The organism is Thermodesulfobacteriota bacterium (assembly GCA_040754335.1).
GTDB lineage: Bacteria > Desulfobacterota_D > UBA1144 > Nemesobacterales > UBA2774 > 2-12-FULL-53-21.
The window spans coordinates 60,067-80,377 of record JBFMCV010000001.1; the positions used below are offsets into that span (position 1 = coordinate 60,067).

Genomic DNA, 20,311 nt, shown 5'->3' on the forward strand with positions numbered 1-20,311 from the left:
GATTTAAATACTTAAATTTTTTCTAATTATAATGCGCTTTTGCTCCCTGTATACCGAGACGCATCATGTAGAGCCCGCTCTGGGCGCATAAAAACAGGGTCTTTCCGTCCTCCCCTCCCCAGGCCACGTTGTGTATGTGTTGTGGAGCGATGATAGTTCCTAAATGCTTCCCCTCGCTTGAAATCACCCAGAGTCCGCCAGGGCCAGATACATACAGGTTCCCGTTGGAATCGACTTTAATCCCGTCTATCGCGTCCTCTCCGGGCGCGCCGGTCATATCGAAGAAGCGCTCACCATCGGAGAGCGTGCCGTCCTCCATGGCTTCGTACCGCATTACGACCTTGTTCTCCGGATCCCAGTTCCCTACGTAAAGATATTTTTCATCGGGAGAGAAGGCAATACCGTTAGGCCCTTTGAGATCCTTATTGAGTAAGGTTATCTCGCCATCCGGTGAAATCCGGTATACGCCGCTCCATGGAATTTCTTTTCTCGGGTCGTTCTCGAACATGGGCAGACCGAACGGAGGGTCCGTGAAATATACCGAGCCGTCGGACTTGTAAACGAGATCGTTCGGGCTGTTTAATCTCTTGCCCTCGAAGCTCTCGGCAAGGACTGTGACGGTCCCGTCTTTCTCTATTCTCGAAACCCTGTGGTTTCCGTGCTCGTCTACGGTAAGCCTGCCTTCATTGTCGAGTGCGAGCCCGTTCGAGCCGGGCTGAGTGTATTCTCCGATGTCGGAGCCCGAATAGCCGCTCGGCTTCCTGAATTCGGTAAGCTCACCGTCTTTCGAGTATTTATAGATAATATTGCTGTTGGGGTCGCTGAAGAGGAGGTATTCGCCGTCCTTTACCCAGACAGGGCCCTCTGTGAATTTGAAGCCTTCGGCGAGCTTGAATATCTTCGGATTGGGCCCTGCGATAGCGTCCATGGCCGGGTCCAGTCTTATTACTTCCACGTTCACTTCAGACGGTTTTAACGCTACGGGGGATTCGGTGCCCGGATAGAATTCGAGCTTCGCATCTCTCATCCATATAAAATTGGTAGGCGGGTTCGATATAGGGCCGTTCATACCGAATACGGCGATCTGGATGGTATCGCCGGTCTTCACGCCGCGTCCGATGACGAGCCTGTTGGGTGCGTTCCATCCGGCAACGACTGAGCCGCCCTCCTGGCCGAGGTGACGCGCGAGCTCGCCGTTTACCCAGACCTCGGCGTAGTCGTCTATTGCGGTCTCGAACACGACAGTCGAGCCTGCGGTAGCGTACCCGTCTACGCTTTCGGGGATCGTTACCCTGATCCTGTACCAGTTAAAGCATATCCTTCCGGTCGAGCGGCGCTTGTTGAGCGTCCCGGGTGCGATCTTGTCCCATTTCGAGTCGTCATAGTCCGCTCCGCCCGCTTTAGGGGTGTAGTCGTATGTCTTGACTGCCTCTCCCGTGGGCTGACCGTCTGCGCCAGGGCCTTTGAACTCGACTTCAGTTATCTCGACATCGCTGTAGAGCCATTGTCCTTTTACGAGCTCCACTCCCGCCGAAGTCGTGAGGTCTATCACAGCGGAAGGTTTTCCCGTCGGCACGTCGGCTGACGTCGTGCCGTGAGCAGCGAGGGCGGAAATGATCGACAGGAGGAATGCGGCGGTATATATGATCGATTCGAGTCTCATTGTATTTCTCCGGAAACCGTTTTATCGCTGACTGCCGAGGCGCCCACGAGAGCGATCTCCTCGTCTTCCTGGGGGGTGTTCCCGCTTACGCCGATCGCGCCTACGACCTTTCCTTCAATTATTATCGGTATGCCTCCCTGGAGAGGTGTTGCGCCTGGAAGCGCGAGCGCCGCAACGCGTCCGTCCCGTATTTGGTCTTCGAAGACCTTGCTCGGCCTCCTGAATATCGCGGCTGTGCGGGCCTTTCCTATACCCACTTCGACGCTCGCGACCTGTGTATCGTCGAGGCGCTCGAGGAGTATTAACTGCCCGCCGTCGTCGACGACTGCGATCACCACGGTCGCGCCCCTTTTTGCCGCTTCCATCTCCGCTGCCTCAACTGCCTTCTTCGCGGCGCTGAGTGTGAGGACAGGCTTGGTAGGGGTTTCAGCCTGTGCCGAGAGTGCTGCAGGAAGTAGAAATATTAAGAGCATAGTTATTAGTTTCGTTCTCATTTGCATTTTCTCCCCGGAATTAACCGACCTTGACGACGTAATAGAGTACGGGCCCTTTCACGTCCTTAAACCAGTGCGGGACTCCTGCGGGCACTATAATAACGTCGCCAGGATTGATGTCGCGAGTTTCGCCGCCGGATATCTCCTTCCCGCGTATCTCGTCGGGCGCTGTCGTCTTTCCTTCGACCACTGTCCCGCCGGTTACGAGCGTTGCAGACCCTTCTAGGACGTAGATGATGTCCGTATCTTTAGTATGGATCTCGGCGACGCCCGGCTCTGTCCTCCGGCTCGCGTGTACTTTATAACCCGCGACTTCCGTGAGCGGCACGCCCTTGGCGAATGCCGCCGAGACCTTGCTGTTGTCGAAGTACGTGACGGGACCTGGATTCGCCGCACCTGTCTCCATCGTCATTAAAGCATTTGCCCCGGCTATCGCGAGCTCTTCGTCCTGCTGGGCGCTCGCAGCACCGCTCACTCCGACGGCACCAACTATCTCCCCGTCGATGGTTATCGGCACCCCGCCCTGGAGAGGGGTGAAATCCTGCAAGGCGACCATGCTGGTGCGTCCGTTCTTTATCACGTCCTCAAAGAATTTCGTCGGCTTTTTAAAGAGCGCAGCCGTCTTCGCCTTGCCGATCGATATATTCGCTCCGGCCGCGAATGTGCCGTCCAGCCGCTCAAGTGCCACGAGGTTCCCCCCGTCGTCCACTACTGCTATAACCCCGCCCGGGGCGTTTAATCTCTCGGCTTCGGCCTTTGCAGCCGCGATCACGGTGTTCGCGCCTTCGAGAGTGATCGATTTCTTCCCGGTGACCTGCGCGCCGGCAGATACAGCCGACGTTATGAACAGTACCGCTAATACCAGTTCCAGTATTCTCATTTTCGATGCCTCCGATATCGTATTCCTCTTTCCCATTGTCGGACCGGAGGGACTCCGCTCCGGGAGCCCCGCCGATCGGTCTCGCTTTTTTTTACCCTAGTTCACGTGCTGAGCGAACGGTGCTTCCCCGAGCAGCGACTCCGCGTAAGCGCACCAGATCTGGACTTTCGCAACGTCCGGGACGTACGAAGGTACGGTGATCGACGTATTGATCTTGTCGCCCTTTATGGGCAGGCGCTGGAGAAGATAGACGTTCCCCTTCGAGTCGACTACCTGCCAGTGCGGGTCCGGAGTCTGGGGCACTACAAAATCGTCGGACAGCGTAAGGACTGTTTTGCCTCCCTCTTTGGTAAGGGTTACGGTCCCGCCGTTCACCTTTACGCCTGAGAAGGGCTGGGAAATCATCGAATCGGCTGCATAGCTGACCGCTGCTCCGGTCACCAGCATGAGAACCATAATCACCGAGACGACGCGTGACTTGAGACCTGCCGAATTTAAGATTCTGAGCATTGTACTTCCTCCTGTGTAATTGGTTTTTATTCTCCTAAAGGAAACTCCTTGCTTTTTCAGTCATAAAATCCGTATTTTCGGACTTAACTTCCCCCGGATATCCGCAGTGTATGCAGCGCTTGTCGTTCTGGTGATGGAGCTTGGCGCAGGCAACCGCGGCAGACCCTTTGATGAGCACATACGCTTCAGCGGCGAGCAGCATCCCGAGTACAGGCGCCGTAAAGTAGATCCATAGCCCGGCGTGGCTGTCGGCGAAGAGGCTCGATCCGAGGGAGCGCGCCGGGTTCATGCTCATCCCGGAGATAGGGGCTTCGAATGTTATGTAGGCTGCTACGAGGAGCCCCGCGAATATTCCCGTGTATCTCGCTATTCTCGGGGTGTTTGAAACAATGAGCACCACGGTCATCAATACGAAGGATATGACAACCTCTGCTATGAAAGCCGGTATCACCCCGTTCATTCCGGGAAACGTCGCGGCGTAGTTCACATGGGGATGGGATGCGATCTTTCCTAACAGCACATGTGCAATGAGCACGCCGGTCGCGGCGCCCGCAAACTGGGCAAGGACGTAGAAAACGGCGTCCCACATCTTTACTTTCCCGAGCCTCAGGAATGTGAGGGTTACAGACGGATTGATGTGCGCCCCCGACTGCTTTCCCCAGGGTGAATAGATTATCGATATGGCGGTGAGCCCCATTGCGATTCCCATGAACATCCTTCTAGTCATGGGATCTGTTATCGCTAAGTGAACGGGCGATGAGGGGTGCTCGAGAAGCGCGACGAAGAAGCAGGCGGATATCATGAAGAAACCCAGCCCTACGCCTTCCATCAGATATTCAGGCCAATGTTTTTTTAACATTGTCATCACGTCTTTATGACCCCGGCTCAGTTGAGCGGCGCTACCTCGCAGAACACCTTGATCGCTCCCTTTGCGTCGGTGAGCGTGCTCATGAGCTCCTTGTAATTGTCGAGTCCTTTCACTGGATGTGTGAGGAATTTTGCAAGAAGCCCGGGCCACTCGTGCTCCGCGTGTGAGAGGTCCTTGACCCCCATCTCGAAGTACTCGCGGTTCGCGTTGACTGTGCCTACGACCACCTTGTTCCCGAGGACGAACCCGAGGTTTATCATGTCGGCGGGAACCTCTATCTTGCGCTCGCCTCCTGTGACGCTCGACAGCACGAGCACGCCGTTTTTCCCGAGTATGTTCATCGCCTCGAACACTATGGGAGAAAAGCCCGTCGCCTCGAAGATAATGTCGAACGGACCGTGAATTTCGGAGGCTTCCATCAGGTTTATATTGTCCGTGCTGTGGTAGCAGGCGCCCATCTCCTCGATGAGGTCCGAGTTTAGATACGGCGGCTTCGTCCTGCCGAACGTATGCACCTGCATCCCTCTAAGCCTGAGAGCCATCGTGGCGAGGAGCCCGATCGTACCCGCTCCCAGAACCGCCGCACGCCTCGGATGCCATACACGCAGGCGTCTCTGTATCTCGTATGCCTGGGCTATGCCTTTTTCGATGACGCTCGCGGGTTCCAGCAGCACGCCGTACTCTTTGAGACCCCGGGGCACTTTTACGAGGTATTCGGGCTCGTCGACGTAATATTCGGTCAGGAATCCGTGCAGGAGATTGATGCCGTGCTCGAAATAGCTGTCGTCGGTCGTCGTATCGTACTTGCCTATCTTGTCGTATATGCTCCCGCCGGGTCTTCTGACCGTTGCGGTGACGTAATCGCCGGGAACGAACTCCGTCACGTTCTTCCCCACTTCTTCGACAATTCCGAAGCTCTCGTGCCCGATCACCAGGAAATCGTATCCCGAAGGAGCGGCCCCGTACTCGGCGGCGTTTATCTCCTTATCCGTCCCGTCCACGCCCACGCGGAGCACCCTCACGAGCACACCTCGCCCGTCAGGGACTACGTTGATGTCAGGTTTCGGCAGCTCGGTTAGGTGCACGCTGCCCGGCTTGCCCGGGATGACTGCTATCGCTTTCATGACTCGGCTCTCCTTGATTCTGAAGTTGCCAAGTTAGACGAAGGGAGAGAAGGGATGGATTTACGGCGCGGTTATACAGAAGCCATAATAATTCGCAGACGGGCGAGATAACTAACGGGATGCGTCAGACTTTTTTCTCAAGGAGTATCTTCGACGGCTTTGGAATCTTTTTCAGTTTTATGCCGAACTTCTCTACTATATTCTTCTCTATGTAGGAGACGGCTTCGTCGACCGAATCGGTGAACACGAGGAAGCCGAGGTCGTTCTCGTCAAGCGTCTGCTCCATGACCATCAGGTCGAGAAAATCCATTAGGGGCTTGAAGTAGTCCCTGCCTAGCAGGATTATCGGGAAGTTGTATATCTTCTTCGTCTGTATAAGGGTCAGGGTTTCGAAGAGCTCGTCCATCGTCCCCGCACCTCCGGGGAGCACGACGAACGCGTACGAGTATTTCAGCAGCATCAATTTTCTGACAAAGAAATACTTGAACGTGACCATGATGTCGAGGTAGGGGTTCGGTTTCTGCTCCATCGGGAGTTTGATGTTGCATCCGATGGACCTGCCGCCAGCTTCCTTCGCCCCTCTGTTGGCGGCCTCCATTATTCCGGGGCCGCCCCCCGTCATAACCGCGAATCCCATTGTCGCGAGCTCATACCCCATCCTCCTCGCAAGCTCGTATTTGGGGCTGCCTTCCTTCGTCCTCGCCGAGCCGAATACCGTCACGACGGGGCCCACGAAATGGAGGATCCTGAAACCCCTGATGAATTCGCGCATCACGCGGAAGAGGAACCAGAGCTCTCTAAGCCTCGAGTGCGGTCCTTCGATGAACTGCATCTCCTCGACGCGGGGCGAGGGGGTTTCCCTTCGGTAGAAGAAGCTTCTCAGGTCTTTTAGCAAGTTCGTTCCAGTCGCGGCGATTTTATAACGTCATCGCCGCTCCTTAATGCCGTATATCTTTTAAATACCCCAAGCCGGCGGACTATGTCAATAGGCTCAGGCGCGGAACCGGTTCTAACGCAGGCTCAGTAGACGTTTTTATCGGCCGGTTTGCCCGGTTCGATAACGTAGGCGTTAATGATCCCCGTCACGTATTCCCTGCCTTCCGTCTCGTTGTACTCGCCGCCTTCGGCCAGTCTGTCTGAGTAGTCGAAAAGATATTCATAGAGCTTTCTGTCCTCGTACGTATTCTTTAGCCTGAGAGTCGGGTTCGCGCTAATGACTCCTTCCCACACCTCTCTTACGTCGGCCCAGAACGGGGACGTCAGCTCCCAGTATTCCTTGGCGGCGGAATCGTTGAAATCCGATACCCTCTCATACCTGTCGAGTCCTATCTCCTTTGCGATATAGGGGTCTTCTCCGGATGCCTCGCCGTCCTCGCCGACGACCATTTTGTGGTTGTCCTGCTCGTGCACCCAGCCTGAGGGTGTTATGGTGACGCGGTTCACTCCCGAGAGCACGTTATAATCGTCCCTGACGGTAAATTCACGCCTCGGCAACGGACGCGGCGTGACCGCGCTCGTCCAGGCAGCATAATTGCCGTCATACACCCATTCGCCGAGACTCTCGTACCTCGGCGTATCGTCTACCTGATAAACCGCCTGGGACCACTTTCCCCGGGCTTCGTTCTCCGGCACCCGTACCGTCTGCCACGTGTTGTTGCCCCTGTATTCTAGAATCTCCTCGTCCTCGTATGTCCAGTCCTGTCGCCAGTGCTTGGTGACAGCCGGGCCTTCCACGTTTCCGTTCTCGTCGAGGAAATACATGACGAGTATGTGCTGTAGGCTTATGAAATTCCCGTCGTCCTCGATGACCTTTATATATTCAGTCGCCCAGGACTGGTAAGGCCTGTCGACTTTGTATCCGGTACGGAGCGGGATCGTCTCGATGAAGTTGAATGTGACCCTGTATGTTCCGGCCATGGAAAGGATAGCCCGCCTGTCCCGCTCGTACTTCGTTAATCCAGGCTCCCTGAGGGAGGCGAGAGCGGGATTGGGACTTTGATCGAGAGTAACCGGAGCGCCTTTCGTTACTCCGCCCCGGGGCTTCATCTCGTCCGCGTCGGAGAATTCCCAGCTGAAAGTAAATTGATGCACTTCGCCGGGATTGTTCTGAACGCCGGATTTGGCAGCGCAGCCGCTTAGAATAATCGGCAAATAAATAAGTAGCGGCAGGAGCTTCTTCGTCATAACCGATCTCTCACGCAGACTGATGTTCATGAGTGGTAGACAGGCTCTTGTATATCCCGTTTCTAACATTTGAAAGCATTCAAAAGATTACCCAAACCGGGAGAAGATTCGAATTAAAAGAGGATTTTTGTAAGTATCAGTGGGAGATAGTTTTAATGATAAGCGCCGGATTCAAGTTATTTGCTTCGGCAGGAGCTTCGGATTTTTTTGGCTGTATATTTTGTCAACGGTGAGAAATCCAATTCAACGACCGATTAAAGGAGGAATCATGAGCGTTCGTAGTTTCATGATGGCTTTATTCTCATTATTGTTATTTTCGGCGACCTCAGCGCCGTTGCAGTCGAGCGCCGAAGTACTCTGCTCGAACAAGAAAAGCGGAATCGTAAAGATCCGCCCCGAAGAATGCAAGTCCAACGAGAATGTGGTCGATCTGAGCGGCATCGCCCAGGCCCCTGGGGTCAAGCCCCCGCGGTGGAGGTGGCTCGGTGAGGGGGAGGGTACCTACTGGTACGTACCAAACGCGAACCTGCCCGCAGTCGAATGGGATACTTCCGACCCTGTGAACTATTCGCCTGTCATGGACCAGACCGTCTGGCACATAGAGCATTATGAGGACGGATATTTCTTCGGCACCGTAGTCGCGCAGATAGGGATGCATCCGCCGCAGTGTCAGTACCTGATAGGCTCGGTAACGCCGAACGGCAGTGTCTATATTAGCTTCAATTCTCTCACCGATCCGCCGGTAGGCTCGCCTTCGCTTACAACAGGGACAGGGAAAATGGTGCTTAAGGGGAATGACTGGACTTTCAACATGCAGATGGCTTCGGGCTCCTCTTCAAACCAGGTCACTCACTGGGCATTTATGCTCGAATGTACGCCGGATGAGGAATGCTGGACGGACTTGCCGGGGATACAGCAAAGCCTGCCCGATTTCCTTTCCAACTGCGATTAAGGGAGAAAATAATGAGCGTTCGCAATTTCGTGCTGGTTTTATTTTCATTATCCTTACTTACAGCAACATCGGCGCCGCTGTATTCGGATGCCGAGGTACTTTGTTCGAACAATAAGAGCGGAATCGTAAAGCTTCGTCCCGAGGAATGCGAGCCCAACGAGAGTGTCGTCGATCTGAGCGGTATCGCACAGGCCCCGGGAGTCAAGCCGCCCCGCTGGAGATGGATCGGAGAAGGGGAGGGCACCTACTGGTACGTACCGAATGCGAACCTGCCGGCGGTCGTATGGAATGCCTCCGATCCTATGAACTATTCACCTATCCCGGTCCAGACAGTCTGGCATATAGAGCATTATGAGGACGGATATTTCTTCGGCACCGTAGTTCCGCAGTTCGGAGCATTTCCGCCGCAGTGTCAGTATATGATAGGTTCGGTGACTCCGAACGGCAGTGTCTATATCAGCTTCAATTCTCTCACCGATCCGCCCGCGGGGTCGCCATCGCTTACGACAGGAGTGGGGGAAATGGTGCTAAAAGGGGACGAATGGACTGTCAACATGCAGATGTCCTCCGGCTCCTCTTCCATACACATAACTCACTGGGCTTACATGCTCGAATGCACGCCCGATGAGGAATGCTGGACGGATTTGCCGGGAGTACACGAGAGCCTGCCTGATTTCCTTGCCAACTGTGCTCAGGAATAGGGGGGATTTGATAATAGTTGACGGCGGGAATTAAATAAGTTAAAATAAAGTTAAGGTTGCAGTAGTTCTTGTCAAATGTAAGATTACCATCTTAATGCGTGAACCACTTGCATAACCCAATTTAAAATAGGAGGTAGCACCCTAATGGCTGAACGTACAATTGGCACTGTAAAGTGGTTCAATTCTACAAAAGGCTTCGGTTTCATTGAGGTCGAAAACGGCGATGACGTTTTCGTCCATTACAGTGAGATCAAGGCCACCGGGTTCCGCACGCTGGAAGAAGGTCAGCGCGTGGAGTTCACCGTTGTAAAGGGACAGAAAGGTCCCCAGGCTCAGAACGTAGTACTGGCTTAACGGTAAAAAAAACGGTGAGCCGGGGCGATCCCCGGCTCACCTCTTTTATCTCCAACCTTTCTTTTTTCCCCTATTCTTACTGGAAGGCTCTTATACTACCGATCTTATACTTCTGGTTTTCGGTGATCTGATCGAATTCCACCCGGCTGTTTACGTCTGGTATCTCGGGCTTGAAAGCGAAGTTCGTGATCGGCTTTCCGAAGACCCAGTCTTTTATCAGTGCGATGAACTGGGGCGATTCCGCCATGTTCTTATACGTTATCACCAGCTTTCGTGGTACAGGGCGCTTGCCGTCTTCGATCCAGATCTGCCAGTCGATGTCCTTCTCCACGAACACCAGGTGGTGGCAGTTGGCGCCCATGACCTTGCTCATACCGAAATAGGCGCCTGAAATCACGTCGGCCGTCATGACCTTATATGTGTCTATGAACAGGAACTCGCTCAGGGCGGGCGTAAACTGATACTGCTCTTTCAGCTTGTTAAGGGCCTGGTCCACGGTTCCTGGAAGCGTCGCGAGCGAGAAATCGTTGAGCGGCACTTCGAGAAGAGTCGCCTGTCCCGCGTCGTACCAGAGTTTATATCCGCCCAGGTCGGTGACATAGCCCACGTAAAATTTGTCCGGCTTTTTCAAGTATACGGTTTCTTCGGCGTTATACATGATCTTCTGTTTGGATTCGAGCACGTCATCGAACATCATTTCAGCCTTATAGGTGTACTCGTATTGACTGCCCATGTAGTAGCTCATGTCCTGGAGGATGCCGGCCGCCTTGGGGTCAATGTTCGGATTAACGTCCTGTGCCAAAGCGTTTTTGCTCGGGGAAAATGAGCAGTAACCCGCTGACATCACCGTAATCAAAATCGAGAGAAAGACTATACTTGGTTTTTTTAGTAAAGATTGTGCGTTATTGATCATAACTACCCCTCCTTTTTCTTTATAGTAGGCGCGTATTTTATCTTTGTAAAGCCTCCGGACATCGAATCGGAGTTTATACAGTATCACAATTGGTTCACTTTTTTCAATATGCCGGCGTCCGGTCGGGATGCGATCCGCCCAGCTCTCCGAATTGCGGGTAGTCGTCCATTCGGACCCGTTTAACTTTTTCTTCATCCTGTCCGGTCTGAATTCATGGGGGTTGACACGGAATGGAAAGAGACCAATAATTCGACAAATATTTAACAATGCGGATGCCCGCCGCATAAGGCACGGAAGACATCGGATTGATTCCGATATTTCAATGACATGAGGAGATGCAGGTTATGAACTATTTACGCATTTTAGCGGTTGTTATTTTCACCGTGCAGTTTTTCATTGTCCCTCGCTCCTACGCCGGATTCATGTTCGTGCCGAACGACCTGATGACCACACCGTTCGGCCCCGCCTATGCGGACATACTGCTCGAGCCCACAAATTTCCTCCCGTGCGAAGGCGGTCCGTTTGCGCTCTGTTATTACTCGGGACCCGAGCCGGAATCCTGCGAGCTCATCGGCGACGGCACTTTCGCAAATTGCAAATGCTTCGAGATCGCATACGGAAAATATTTCGTCGATATTAACGCGATACTCGATCTCGACGAGTACCTCGAAACCGTGGACGCGTGCGGAGCCGACGGGAGCGGGTGCCAGGCTACCAACTCGGCCCCTGTCTGTGAGTCCATCAACAACGGAAGCTTCATTCCGGAATCCGACGTCGTTTCGGTTTTCAGCTTCGACTGCGTCCCCGAAGAGGGTATCGGGGACACCGACTGCCCGCAGTCCCCGTATGCCGGATGCATGACCGCCCCTTGTTTCAGAACGGGGGAAGCGGGCATAGTCGAATGCACGTGCCCGACGTACGACGGCCCTTATCAGGTCGGGCTCAACGACCAAGCCTGCACACTGGGGGACGAGCTCGTATGGTCTGCGGCGTACAACCCCAACCTGACCGGCACTACGCCTGTCCCCCCGCCGGGAGGCTGCATTCCGGATGTGCCTGAATCGCTCGGGGGATGCCCTCTGATAACCCCCGATATTCCGCCGCCCCCGCCTGGCGTCGACTGCGGCGAGGTGTGCGAAGAATATAACGGGTGTCAGACGTCTGACGGCGTTCAATCGGGATATACATGCGACGCGACATTATGCACATCGAGCTGCGACGACAGAAATCTCCTCGGCGAGGCGTGCTCCGGGCTCGAGGGGTGCGATATATCCGAGATAGCGAAGCTCGAATCCGAGGTCGGGTGCAGCTGCTGCGCGAGCCAGATATGCGGGTGCGAAGCGAACAACAAGACCGAGAACGCGGTATTCGGCCTTAATCAGATACAGAGGGACAGGGATATTACGCCCCAGTGCGACATCAACGGTACGCTATGCGGTGAGCGCCGGGGCAGCGGCTCAAGCTGCGCCCTCGCAGCTCCCGGGGAGGGCGGAGACTTCCCCTTGCTTCTCATTCTTCCCGGGTTGATTCTTGCGATAAGGCTGCGGAGAAAGCTGGGATATTGATTTGCGCCGCTCTGGGATGATATACTCGCTTGTATGATGAGAGCGTTAAATATTACAGTTTGGCTGTCCGTTCTGATAATCGCCACATTTTTCTATATGACTGCGAAGCCCGTGAAATGCGACGACTGCAATCAGGGCAAGAGGTGCAACACTTCGTTCGACTGCGGGGAGATCGAGGTCTGTTACTGCCAGTCCAACCCCGAGGAAGAAGGCGGCGAAGGGGTCTGTTATTTTGAATAACCTCGGTCAGGCGACGGTGATCTAATAGACTGTCGCCTCTCTCCTATCAGGTTCGTCCTCTCACTCGCACCCCTTTCTCCACTCCTCTATTGCGCTGTTAAATCCCCTCAGCGCGGGCGGGACGTCGATGCTGAACAGCATTATGTCCACCGGGTCTATGTCCTGCTGATACGCGTTGAAAGTATCCCCGCTTGCGTAAACGAGGGTGCTGCCGGACGCGTCGAAACTCTCAATTGCACCGCCTGCAGGCTTTGAGTATGCGACGAAGGACTTTAGGTTCTTGGTATCCTGCTCGGGACCGACTTTTCCTCCGCTCGAATTTGCGGGCGTAAGCTGAAGCTGATCGCCTAAGATCGCTTTTGCGCCTTTCCTGTCCATGACGAGAATAATCAGCCCACCGCCGTTCTCGTCGAACGATTCGATGTTCGCGGCCTGGAAAAATATCGGAGGCGCCAGCTTTCCGGAATCCGAATACCGGCACCCGAGGAGGCCTGTGCCTGCAAATTCGTTCCTGCCGGGAACTGCCTGGATCGACGGCACGACTAGATAACACTCGGCTCCGCATATGAGATCCCGTGGTATGGAAATTTTCGGATCTCTCTTCGAATCCGCCGAGATTCCGTTTATAAGGCTGGATGAATTATCGGATATGGTTTGAAGAGGAGTTTTGACATTGAAACCCTCTGTCTGCGCATGCGCTGAAAATCCCGTAAATAAGGCGAATAAAACGACTGATACAATCTGCATCTTAAGTTTCATCATATTTATAGTCTCCGGGAGTAGAGGTCGTTAGAATTCGAGCGACACTTTAAACTATTCTCTGAGTATTAAGAAAGCGTTAAGATAACGTTAAAATACTATTTGCTCTTCTTATAATCTTGCAGCGACGGCAGCCAGGGTATATCGGTGATTCCGGGATCGATCCCGAGCTGCTTGATTAGTGTAGTCAGTTGGCCGCGGTGGTGGGTCTGGTGATTGAACATGTGAGTGGCTAGTATCCATTTCGGCATTGTCCTTGCTATGCCGTCCACATTGCTTATATATTCGTAGTCACTATCCAGGTGTTCAGGGGTTAGTGTCTCAGCCCACTCTATTATTTCGACGTCTATTTTTTCCTGAGCGGCTCTGATCTCATTAAAATCCTCGAAAATATCTGCACCGAGTCTCCTCGGCGTGAATTTGTTGTCGCGGAGCCTTTCGAGCCAGGCTATATCGCCGTAATAAATGTGGTTGAGAGTGCCATGGATCGATTTGAAAAACGCCCCCATGTCCTTCTTCCGTTCGGCATCCGATAACCGGCTGCAGACGTCATACAGCTTGCCGTCCATCCACCTGTTATATTGGGCCATCAGCTCGAAGTAATTATTGGGGGACAAGACGGGCACGTCTCCTTTGTTTCCCTTACAGCAAATGATAAATGAGCATGAAGACGTAGCGGAGGTTTTTCACTTTGTCCCGCACCTCGTGAGTGTCGCTCATGGTCCTCACCTGGAGCTCGAGGAAGCTGTTGTAGTGTGTTGCGACCGTCCGGAACTCGTCGAAGTTGATCCTGATCGGGTCGTAGATCATTATCGGACGGACGTTCAGAGTAGCGCTTTCGACGACTATATCGTCCCCCTCCACGTGCGCGCGGAACCAGCGTTCGGAATCGGGCAGGGGCAGCTCGATCCCTTCCCCCACCTTCGATTTGAGAAGCTCCCATTCTTCCCTTTTGGATTCGCCGAATGCGATCTTTCTGTCGTATAGCACTGTCCCGTACCTCCTGTGTGAATGCCTGGGCGTAGAGAGAATTTAACCGTTTTTTCAGGAATTGCTAACTAGCATCCTTTCGTTCCGGTTTAACAGAAGTGCACGCGGGTTCCGGGGCTGCCGGTTATTCGTCATCTATTATCGGCGTGTTTTCGTTTACGACGGGGTCGGGCTCGTTTACGACTGCTTCGTCGGGCTCTTCGACGACGGGTTCCGGTTCGTCTTCGACCGCTCCGGCTCCTCCTGCGGCGGGCTCGTTTACGACGTCCACGTCCTCGTTGATTACCGGCTCGTTAATGACTTCGGGCTCGTCATCTATTATATACGGCTCCGGCTGGTCGATAGGGGGGTCGGGCTCCGTGATTACACTGTCCCCTGAGAGAGCGGGGTCATCTATGTCCTCCGGCCCGGGAGCCTGAGGCACATCCGGCATCGGAGGCACCATGTCGTCGTCATCGTATTGTACGAGGGGCGTCTCTTCTCCCGAGTAAAGAGCAGACGCTTTGGCGGCGTCTGCATAAGAGACTGCCGGGCCGAGACCTATGACGGCAAATAGCAATAATACATTGCCCGCCGAAGAAGCGAAGAATCTATAGTTTTTCATGCATTCTCTCCTGTATTGCTATTCAGTTGTTATATTTACCTTTTGCGGTATTGTCAATAGGGCGCTCCCGGCAGTGCTTTAGGTTCTCCCTCCAAATAAGTACCCGACCCTCCTAGCGTACAAGTGGCGCGGGCCGTTTGACGAGCGGTGCGGGCTGCCGTACGAGGGGAGCAGGCTGTTTAACGAGCGGTGCGGATTGACGCACGAGAGGCGCAGGGTGATTGACGAGGGGGGCGGATTGCCGTACAAGGGGTGCCGGACGGTTGACGAGGGGGGCGGATTGACGCACGAGAGGCGCAGGGCGATTGACGAGGGGGTATGGCTGCTCGACAAGGGGAGCCGGGTGTTCGACGAGGGGATCCGGCATGTCGACAAGCGGCGGAGGCTGGTCTACGAGCGGGTCCGTTTGCTCCACAAGAGGCTCTTCGTATTCCGGCAGGACCCATTCCTCTTCCGAATAATACTCCGGCATATCTCCATCCGGGTAAAGCTCGGCTTCATCTCCATTCGGCTCCGTCTCATTATTATAAGGCTCGGCTTCGCCGATGGGCAGGTCGGTTTCAGGCGCGACGTAGGTTTCGTCAAACTCAATAAGCGGATTTTCTGAGTTCGCGGGAAATTCGGCTCCCGAGGCGGGAATGCCTTTGACTGATGTAGCGATCATGAAAATTAAAATTGCGGGAAATATTGAGCGAATGAAAGATAAAGTTGCAGGTGCCGAATAATTGCTGATTGCTTTCATAGTGGAGCCGTGGAATGCCCGGGCTTATCGCCGTATCTATTTCTCAGTCTTTGACAGGTGTCGCAGACAACACTTCTATATCGCTTAGCTTGTAGTTCTGGTTGCCAGCGCCCATCGTCAACCCGCCCTTCAAATAGGTCTGTTTGCTCTTGGGGGGAAGTGTAAGGGGAAGCATTCCTGTCGACGTGGCTATGATGCCTGCCGCGGGCTGTGAATATGAGGTATATATAAGATTGACCCTAATATCCTTGTACGTCACGTCAGAGGTGTTCTCGATCGTAACGGAGCTCAGTATAGCCACTCTCGCTGCCGTGTAGAACGACCAGTCCGTTATCTTGATGTACCACTCAGGGTGCAAGACCTGGTTACTGTCGTAACTGAATTTGTCCGAATCGGTAGGGTTCTGGGCAAAAGAAGCGGTGCCGGATAAAACGATAATTATGGCTATTATCAGAGTCAACGTATTTTTCATTGTAAATAGTTTAACCAATTATACGTATATACCACAATAATAGATTTCAGGTATGAAATCCCTCCATTGTTTACGGTCTCGGGTTATAATGTACGGAATTATTCGCTATGATAAGGAATCTCCTCTTACTCCTGATATTTGCAGCCGCAGTAGCCGGGTGGGCTTTTCTGGCGTATCTGTTTTTTAATTATGACTTTTCCGAGAAATACTTCGGCAAGGCATACAGCCGGCAGGCTCCTGAGTTCAATCTCATAGACCAGGACGGACGCCCCATATCCCTCAAAAGGTTCCGGGATAAGGTGGTCCTCATAGAATGGGGATATACGAACTGCCCCGACGTGTGCCCCGTAACCCTTTCCAAGCTGAATAAAGTAATGGAGTACCTGGGCGATGAAGCGCAGCACGTCCAGGTGCTCTTCGTTACGGTAGACCCCGGGAGGGATACCGCAGACAGGCTGAAGACATACGTGCCATATTTCAACAAGGCATTTATAGGAGTTACCGGGCCGCCTGAGAAAATTGAAAAGGCCGCGAGGGACTACGGCGTCACTGTCGTCAAACACGAGGAGGTGTACGGGAGGAGCGAAAAGGACCATTGGGACAGGTATCTCATGACGCACACGAACACTGTTTTCCTCGTCGACAGGGAAGGTATGCTACTTCTGACTTATCCTCACTACCTCCTAGAGCCTGAAAAGATCGCAGGCGATATAAAAAAGCTATTGCGGGAGTGATGAAATGTCCCTAAAATGTTGATAACCAGGCAGTTAGAAAGGAGGACTGATGCGAACCTATACCAAGGCTGCAGGCGCACTTGCAATTATCCTCGTTATTTCCTTTCTGTCGGTGAGCGGATGCGAAAACAACAAGCATAAGCCCCGTGGGGAGGCCTTCCGGAACCCGCCGATCATATCCAGCGTCGGAGGGGTGATCGACGAGGAATTCGACGTCCTGTTTTCGCTGAATGAAGTGAACGGCAAGCAATTCACGAGCCCGACATATAACGGTCTCTACACGCCGCCCGTGCTTCGTGTAAATCCGGGGGACACGATCAGGCTCAGGGTGAATAACCTTATCGATCAGATGACGAATATGCATTATCACGGCATGAACGTGAGCCCTTTGAGCCCGTCGGACGATATATTCATCATGATAACGCCGTCGGGGAGCTTCGACTATGAAGTGCAGATACCGGAAGACCATCCCGAAGGCATGTTCTATTATCATACGCACCTCTACGGCCTGACGGAGCAACAGATTATGGGCGGGCTTTCGGGAGGGCTTATAGTCAACGGAGTGCTCGCACCGTTCCCGCAGCTAGCGGGCATTACGGAGCAGATCATGTACCTGAAGGACGTCCAGATAATAGACGGCCAGGTGCCGCCGGGTGACGACATAGATATAAGTGCCCCGACGAACCCTACGGTCAACGGACAGACGAACCCCGTTCTTTCGATACGCCCTGGCGAGACGCAGTTCTGGCACATCGCAAACATAGGCGCAGACCATTACTATAACCTCGTGCTCGAGGGCCACGAGTTCTATGAAATCGAAAGGGACGGAAACAGGCACAACCAGACTGTGGTGAAGGAAGAGGAATTCATGCCGACAGCCTCCCGCGTGGGAGTCCTGGTTCAGGGCGGGAAACCGGGTGTTTACAGGCTGAGGGCCAAGAAGATAAATACCGGGCCCCAGGGGGACCAGTACGGCGGTGAGACTGTTTTGACTATGGTCGTCGAGGGCGATCCCGTCGAAGACCCGATCGAGCTGCCTATTCCCCAGGCGGAGTTCCCGGCCGTGGAGAACCTCTGCGACCAGCCTGTTCAGAGGGAAAGGAATTTCGTATTCTCCGAGACCGAGAACGGCGATACGTTCTTCATTAACGGTAAGGAATTCGATCCGGAACGTGTCGATACCTTCGTGGAGATAGGGACCCTCGAGAGGTGGACGATTCAGAATACGTCCCAGGAGCTCCATGTTTTCCACATCCACCTTACAGACTTCCAGGTTTGCGAGATTAACGGAGTGGAGCAGCCGTTCGTAGGGCATCAGGATACGGTGAACCTGCCTTACCAGGGACAGGACCCCAGCTGGGAAGGCCCAGGCGAGGTCGTCGTGGTTATCGATTTCACGAACCCGATAATAGAGGGGAAGGCCGTTTACCATTGTCACATCGGGCAGCACGAGGATAACGGTATGATGGCCGTGTTCGAGGCGTGTTTTGCAGACGAGTGCCCTCCGGATATGTGACGAGTCCTGAATCCGGCTTGATATGTTGATTGAAGAATTGGCGATATTCTACTGGGAATACTAGGATTTTTCGGCAGAAAGGCTTTCCAGCCTTTTTGCCGTTTCCATTACTAGCTCTTTTAATCCTTCCCCGGTCGCGGAGGATACCGGAAAGACCTTTATCCTTTTCTTCTTGAAGTACTTTTCGATTTCTTCAAGCTTTATTCTGGACTCCGTTATATCGATTTTATTAGGCGCGACGATCTGGGGTTTCTTCGAGAGCTCCGGGCTGTAGGCTTCGAGCTCCCTGTTAAGTGTTTCGTAATCGTCAATCGGGTCCCTTCCCGTTGCCGGAGAGAGATCGAGAAGATGTATGAGGAGCTTCGTGCGCTCTATGTGTCTCAGGAACTGAATGCCTAGTCCCGCACCCTCATGAGCGCCTTCAATTATGCCAGGTATGTCCGCTACCACGAACGTTTTTCCATCGCCGTAACTGACGACTCCCAGGTTCGGCACGAGCGTTGTGAAAGGGTAATCCGCGACCTTCGGCCTGGCGGCCGAGATTCTCGATATTAGCGTCGATTTACCGGCGTTAGGGAACCCGATTATGCCCACGTCTGCAAGGAGCTTCAGCTCAAGGAGTAGCGTCCTCTCTTCGCATTCGCCTCCGGGTTCCGCAATCCTCGGCGCCTGGTTGGTCGATGTGGCGAACCGGGCGTTGCCTTTTCCGCCCCTGCCTCCTTTTGCGACTAGCAGGGTTTCGTTCTTTTCGGTCAGGTCGCCGAGGACTTCTCCCGTTTCGAAATCCCTAACTATCGTCCCTACCGGTACCGGGATGTAGAGCGTGTCGGCGTTCTTGCCGTGCATATCCTTTCCCTTGCCGTGCTCGCCCCTTTTCGCCTTGTAGTGCTGCTTGTACCTGTGGTCGAGGAGGGACGACATGTTTTCATTCGTTATAAGAACGACGTCGCCCCCGTTCCCGCCGTCCCCTCCGTTGGGACCTCCGTGCGGGACGTACTTCTCCCTCCTGAAACTGACGCAGCCCCTGCCTCCGGCTCCTGATTTCACATATATCTTCGCTTCGTCTATGAACTTGACCATGGGTCGATATTATAATCGCATCGGAAAACTATTGCATTACGCCGTCAGCGGGAAAGCTTCTTAAGCTGTAATGTATAATTTAAATGCGCTTGAAAGAGAACGGACTGCATCGTTTGACTCGTATTCTTTTTTGAAATCTGCGCTCATCGGGAGAGATAACGAATGTCTAAGACAAGTTCGAGGCAGCACGGATGGACGTCCTCGTCGGAAACACGGGAACCCGCGCCCGCGTCTTCCTTTGCCGAGCGGGTGAGAACACTCGTTTACAGGAACAGGGTAGGGACTCTTTCGACGAATTCGAAGAAGCACCCGGGCTCGCCGTTCGGATCGCTCATGCCTTACGGGCTCGACGCCATGGGGCACCCGGTGTTCCTTATCAGCACGATGGCCGTGCATACGCAGAACCTCGAGCGTGACCCGCGCGCAAGCCTATTTATATCGCAGACCGATTCCGAGTGTGACCCGCTCGACGCCTCGCGCGTTACGCTCATGGGCGATGTGTCGAAGGTCCCCGAAGGAGAGACGGGCGACGTGAGGGAGCTTTATCTCTCGCGCTACAGAAACGCGTCTTACTGGGTGGACTTCGATGATTTCTCGTTCTACCGCATGGATATTGCGGACATCTATTTCGTAGGCGGCTTCGGCGCGATGGGGTGGGTGACTGCTGACGATTATTACGCGGCCGAAGTCGATCCGCTGGCCGATGACTCGCAGGGGATAGTCAGGCATATGAACGAGGACCACGGAGACGCGCTCCTATTGCTTGCGAAAAAGTTTACCGGCGCGGATGCGGAGGAGGCCTCGATGACGTCCGTCGACAGGCTTGGTTTCAATTTGCGCCTTAAAGCAGGCACTGAGATGTTCAACAGGCGGATCGGTTTTATCAGGGAGGCGAGGAGCAGGGAAGAGGCGAGGGCGGCGATCATCGAGATGGTAGGTCTTGCGAGGAAGGGAGAGTAGTTTTAT

General features: G+C 53.8%; 24 protein-coding genes. 9 read left to right on the forward strand and 15 right to left on the reverse strand.

All coding sequences use genetic code 11. The features are described from left to right. Positions 1–22: 22 nt before the first annotated feature. From AB1598_00265 to AB1598_00300, 8 genes are all read right to left on the reverse strand, one after another. Positions 23–1,663, reverse strand: a complete 1,641-nt coding sequence (locus AB1598_00265; protein ID MEW6143430.1) for an SMP-30/gluconolactonase/LRE family protein — start codon at positions 1,661–1,663, stop codon at positions 23–25. Beyond that, positions 1,660–2,157, reverse strand: coding sequence for a heme-binding protein (locus AB1598_00270; GenBank protein MEW6143431.1), 498 nt, complete (start codon positions 2,155–2,157; stop codon positions 1,660–1,662). The genes AB1598_00265 and AB1598_00270 overlap by 4 nt, the downstream gene beginning before the upstream one ends. A 19-nt stretch (positions 2,158–2,176) precedes the next feature. Then, the gene (locus tag AB1598_00275; protein MEW6143432.1) at positions 2,177–3,037 is read right to left on the reverse strand and encodes a heme-binding protein; all 861 of its coding nucleotides are present in this window, start codon (positions 3,035–3,037) and stop codon (positions 2,177–2,179) included. Positions 3,038–3,133: 96 nt separating this feature from the next. Then, the gene (locus tag AB1598_00280) at positions 3,134–3,547 is read right to left on the reverse strand and encodes a hypothetical protein (GenBank protein MEW6143433.1); all 414 of its coding nucleotides are present in this window, start codon (positions 3,545–3,547) and stop codon (positions 3,134–3,136) included. A gap of 34 nt (positions 3,548–3,581) precedes the next feature. Then, complete coding sequence (locus tag AB1598_00285) at positions 3,582–4,406, reverse strand: aquaporin (protein MEW6143434.1); 825 nt, start codon at positions 4,404–4,406, stop codon at positions 3,582–3,584. Positions 4,407–4,432: 26 nt separating this feature from the next. Next, positions 4,433–5,539: a glucose 1-dehydrogenase gene (locus AB1598_00290; GenBank protein ID MEW6143435.1), complete on the reverse strand. Its 1,107-nt coding sequence runs from the start codon at positions 5,537–5,539 to the stop codon at positions 4,433–4,435. Positions 5,540–5,663: 124 nt separating this feature from the next. Further along, entirely contained in the window at positions 5,664–6,434 is a 771-nt protein-coding gene (locus AB1598_00295) for a TIGR00730 family Rossman fold protein (GenBank protein ID MEW6143436.1), read from the reverse strand. A gap of 125 nt (positions 6,435–6,559) precedes the next feature. Further along, positions 6,560–7,723: a DUF6607 family protein gene (locus AB1598_00300; GenBank protein MEW6143437.1), complete on the reverse strand. Its 1,164-nt coding sequence runs from the start codon at positions 7,721–7,723 to the stop codon at positions 6,560–6,562. Between the two features lie 268 nt (positions 7,724–7,991). Here AB1598_00300 and AB1598_00305 point away from each other — a divergent pair, with 268 nt between their 5' ends. The 3 genes from AB1598_00305 (at position 7,992) to AB1598_00315 (ending at position 9,730) form a co-directional block, all read left to right on the forward strand. Continuing rightward, the gene (locus AB1598_00305; GenBank protein MEW6143438.1) at positions 7,992–8,675 is read left to right on the forward strand and encodes a hypothetical protein; all 684 of its coding nucleotides are present in this window, start codon (positions 7,992–7,994) and stop codon (positions 8,673–8,675) included. Positions 8,676–8,686: 11 nt separating this feature from the next. Continuing rightward, positions 8,687–9,376, forward strand: coding sequence for a hypothetical protein (locus tag AB1598_00310; protein ID MEW6143439.1), 690 nt, complete (start codon positions 8,687–8,689; stop codon positions 9,374–9,376). Positions 9,377–9,520: 144 nt separating this feature from the next. Next, the gene (locus tag AB1598_00315; protein ID MEW6143440.1) at positions 9,521–9,730 is read left to right on the forward strand and encodes a cold-shock protein; all 210 of its coding nucleotides are present in this window, start codon (positions 9,521–9,523) and stop codon (positions 9,728–9,730) included. A gap of 76 nt (positions 9,731–9,806) precedes the next feature. Here AB1598_00315 and AB1598_00320 read toward each other — a convergent pair whose 3' ends face one another. Then, positions 9,807–10,643, reverse strand: a complete 837-nt coding sequence (locus AB1598_00320) for a DUF2092 domain-containing protein (protein ID MEW6143441.1) — start codon at positions 10,641–10,643, stop codon at positions 9,807–9,809. Positions 10,644–10,987: 344 nt separating this feature from the next. Here AB1598_00320 and AB1598_00325 point away from each other — a divergent pair, with 344 nt between their 5' ends. Continuing rightward, the gene (locus tag AB1598_00325; GenBank protein ID MEW6143442.1) at positions 10,988–12,208 is read left to right on the forward strand and encodes a hypothetical protein; all 1,221 of its coding nucleotides are present in this window, start codon (positions 10,988–10,990) and stop codon (positions 12,206–12,208) included. A gap of 33 nt (positions 12,209–12,241) precedes the next feature. Then, complete coding sequence (locus AB1598_00330) at positions 12,242–12,448, forward strand: hypothetical protein (protein ID MEW6143443.1); 207 nt, start codon at positions 12,242–12,244, stop codon at positions 12,446–12,448. 60 nt (positions 12,449–12,508) lie between these two features. On the opposite strand, the gene AB1598_00335 is transcribed toward AB1598_00330, so the two are convergent. The 4 genes from AB1598_00335 to AB1598_00350 form a co-directional block, all read right to left on the reverse strand. After that, a complete protein-coding gene (locus AB1598_00335; protein MEW6143444.1) occupies positions 12,509–13,210 on the reverse strand; it encodes a hypothetical protein in 702 nt (233 codons plus the stop codon). Between the two features lie 95 nt (positions 13,211–13,305). Then, positions 13,306–13,833 carry a DinB family protein gene (locus AB1598_00340; GenBank protein MEW6143445.1) on the reverse strand — a complete coding sequence of 176 codons (528 nt, stop codon included), beginning with the start codon at positions 13,831–13,833 and terminating at the stop codon, positions 13,306–13,308. Between the two features lie 16 nt (positions 13,834–13,849). Continuing rightward, positions 13,850–14,197, reverse strand: a complete 348-nt coding sequence (locus AB1598_00345; GenBank protein MEW6143446.1) for a hypothetical protein — start codon at positions 14,195–14,197, stop codon at positions 13,850–13,852. A 124-nt stretch (positions 14,198–14,321) separates the two neighbouring features. Further along, positions 14,322–14,801: a hypothetical protein gene (locus AB1598_00350; protein ID MEW6143447.1), complete on the reverse strand. Its 480-nt coding sequence runs from the start codon at positions 14,799–14,801 to the stop codon at positions 14,322–14,324. A gap of 196 nt (positions 14,802–14,997) precedes the next feature. On the opposite strand from AB1598_00350, the gene AB1598_00355 reads away from it, so the two are divergent. Further along, on the forward strand, positions 14,998–15,408 hold the full coding sequence (locus AB1598_00355; GenBank protein MEW6143448.1) for a hypothetical protein: 411 nt from the start codon (positions 14,998–15,000) through the stop codon (positions 15,406–15,408). A gap of 178 nt (positions 15,409–15,586) precedes the next feature. Here AB1598_00355 and AB1598_00360 read toward each other — a convergent pair whose 3' ends face one another. After that, positions 15,587–16,015, reverse strand: a complete 429-nt coding sequence (locus tag AB1598_00360) for a hypothetical protein (protein MEW6143449.1) — start codon at positions 16,013–16,015, stop codon at positions 15,587–15,589. A 107-nt stretch (positions 16,016–16,122) separates the two neighbouring features. Here AB1598_00360 and AB1598_00365 point away from each other — a divergent pair, with 107 nt between their 5' ends. Together AB1598_00365 and AB1598_00370 are read left to right on the forward strand one after the other, a co-directional pair. Continuing rightward, a complete protein-coding gene (locus AB1598_00365) occupies positions 16,123–16,749 on the forward strand; it encodes an SCO family protein (GenBank protein ID MEW6143450.1) in 627 nt (208 codons plus the stop codon). A 49-nt stretch (positions 16,750–16,798) separates the two neighbouring features. Beyond that, positions 16,799–18,265: a multicopper oxidase family protein gene (locus tag AB1598_00370; protein ID MEW6143451.1), complete on the forward strand. Its 1,467-nt coding sequence runs from the start codon at positions 16,799–16,801 to the stop codon at positions 18,263–18,265. Positions 18,266–18,325: 60 nt separating this feature from the next. Here AB1598_00370 and obgE read toward each other — a convergent pair whose 3' ends face one another. Continuing rightward, positions 18,326–19,345: a GTPase ObgE gene (obgE, locus tag AB1598_00375; GenBank protein MEW6143452.1), complete on the reverse strand. Its 1,020-nt coding sequence runs from the start codon at positions 19,343–19,345 to the stop codon at positions 18,326–18,328. Positions 19,346–19,507: 162 nt separating this feature from the next. Here obgE and AB1598_00380 point away from each other — a divergent pair, with 162 nt between their 5' ends. Further along, positions 19,508–20,305: a DUF2470 domain-containing protein gene (locus tag AB1598_00380; protein MEW6143453.1), complete on the forward strand. Its 798-nt coding sequence runs from the start codon at positions 19,508–19,510 to the stop codon at positions 20,303–20,305. The last annotated feature ends 6 nt before the right edge of the window (positions 20,306–20,311 follow it).

Bases quoted from the DNA above. Each gene is read 5' to 3' on its own strand.
- AB1598_00265 (MEW6143430.1), bottom strand. From the start codon at position 1,663: ATGAGACTCGAATCGATCATATATACCGCCGCATTCCTCCTGTCGATC.
- AB1598_00270 (MEW6143431.1), bottom strand. From the start codon at position 2,157: ATGAGAACGAAACTAATAACTATGCTCTTAATATTTCTACTTCCTGCA.
- AB1598_00275 (MEW6143432.1), bottom strand. From the start codon at position 3,037: ATGAGAATACTGGAACTGGTATTAGCGGTACTGTTCATAACGTCGGCT.
- AB1598_00280 (MEW6143433.1), bottom strand. From the start codon at position 3,547: ATGCTCAGAATCTTAAATTCGGCAGGTCTCAAGTCACGCGTCGTCTCG.
- AB1598_00285 (MEW6143434.1), bottom strand. From the start codon at position 4,406: ATGTTAAAAAAACATTGGCCTGAATATCTGATGGAAGGCGTAGGGCTG.
- AB1598_00290 (MEW6143435.1), bottom strand. From the start codon at position 5,539: ATGAAAGCGATAGCAGTCATCCCGGGCAAGCCGGGCAGCGTGCACCTA.
- AB1598_00300 (MEW6143437.1), bottom strand. From the start codon at position 7,723: ATGACGAAGAAGCTCCTGCCGCTACTTATTTATTTGCCGATTATTCTA.
- AB1598_00305 (MEW6143438.1), top strand. From the start codon at position 7,992: ATGAGCGTTCGTAGTTTCATGATGGCTTTATTCTCATTATTGTTATTT.
- AB1598_00310 (MEW6143439.1), top strand. From the start codon at position 8,687: ATGAGCGTTCGCAATTTCGTGCTGGTTTTATTTTCATTATCCTTACTT.
- AB1598_00315 (MEW6143440.1), top strand. From the start codon at position 9,521: ATGGCTGAACGTACAATTGGCACTGTAAAGTGGTTCAATTCTACAAAA.
- AB1598_00320 (MEW6143441.1), bottom strand. From the start codon at position 10,643: ATGATCAATAACGCACAATCTTTACTAAAAAAACCAAGTATAGTCTTT.
- AB1598_00325 (MEW6143442.1), top strand. From the start codon at position 10,988: ATGAACTATTTACGCATTTTAGCGGTTGTTATTTTCACCGTGCAGTTT.
- AB1598_00330 (MEW6143443.1), top strand. From the start codon at position 12,242: ATGATGAGAGCGTTAAATATTACAGTTTGGCTGTCCGTTCTGATAATC.
- AB1598_00335 (MEW6143444.1), bottom strand. From the start codon at position 13,210: ATGATGAAACTTAAGATGCAGATTGTATCAGTCGTTTTATTCGCCTTA.
- AB1598_00350 (MEW6143447.1), bottom strand. From the start codon at position 14,801: ATGAAAAACTATAGATTCTTCGCTTCTTCGGCGGGCAATGTATTATTG.
- AB1598_00360 (MEW6143449.1), bottom strand. From the start codon at position 16,015: ATGAAAAATACGTTGACTCTGATAATAGCCATAATTATCGTTTTATCC.
- AB1598_00365 (MEW6143450.1), top strand. From the start codon at position 16,123: ATGATAAGGAATCTCCTCTTACTCCTGATATTTGCAGCCGCAGTAGCC.
- AB1598_00370 (MEW6143451.1), top strand. From the start codon at position 16,799: ATGCGAACCTATACCAAGGCTGCAGGCGCACTTGCAATTATCCTCGTT.
- obgE (MEW6143452.1), bottom strand. From the start codon at position 19,345: ATGGTCAAGTTCATAGACGAAGCGAAGATATATGTGAAATCAGGAGCC.
- AB1598_00380 (MEW6143453.1), top strand. From the start codon at position 19,508: ATGTCTAAGACAAGTTCGAGGCAGCACGGATGGACGTCCTCGTCGGAA.